The 602-nt window shown below is 49.2% G+C and carries 1 pseudogene; it reads left to right on the top strand.

The features are described 5' to 3' along the window. Positions 1-602, top strand: a pseudogene (gene mukB / locus AB4496_RS14260) (chromosome partition protein MukB); the annotation flags it as partial.

Raw genomic sequence — 602 nt, 5'->3', positions numbered from 1 at the left:
CGTCTGCACACATCTCGCAGCCGTAAGAGCGAATACGAGCGTACGATTACGTCAACAGAGCTTGAGATGAAAGCCTTAGCTAAGCGTCTTAAGAAAGTTCAGAAAGAGTACACAGAACTTCGTACCTTCGTTGTTGCAGCAAAAGCTGGCTGGTGCTCAGTACTTCGCTTAGCTCGTGAAAACGATGTTGAACGTCGTCTACACAAGCGTGAACTGGCTTACCTAACGGCGGGCGAGCTTCGCTCTATGTCGGATAAATCACTGGGTGCGCTACGTCTGGCTGTGGCTGACAATGACGACCTACGTGACTCGCTGCGTCTATCGGAAGACAACGCACATCCAGAGCGTAAGGTTTTGTTCTACATCGCAGTTTACCAACACCTTCGTGAGCGTATTCGCCAAGACATCATTCATACGGATGATCCGGTTGAAGCAATCGAAGAGATGGAAGTTGAGCTAGCTCGACTAACAGAAGAACTGACGCAGCGTGAAAACCGCTTGGCGATCAGCTCTGAGTCGGTAGCAAGCATCATCAAGAAAACGATTCAGCGCGAGCAGAACCGTATTCGAATGCTGAACCAAGGTTTGTCTAACATCTACTT

The organism is Vibrio sp. 10N.222.46.A1 (assembly GCF_041473595.1).
GTDB lineage: Bacteria > Pseudomonadota > Gammaproteobacteria > Enterobacterales > Vibrionaceae > Vibrio > Vibrio tasmaniensis_A.
This window is presented reverse-complemented; position numbering and strand designations above follow the sequence as displayed.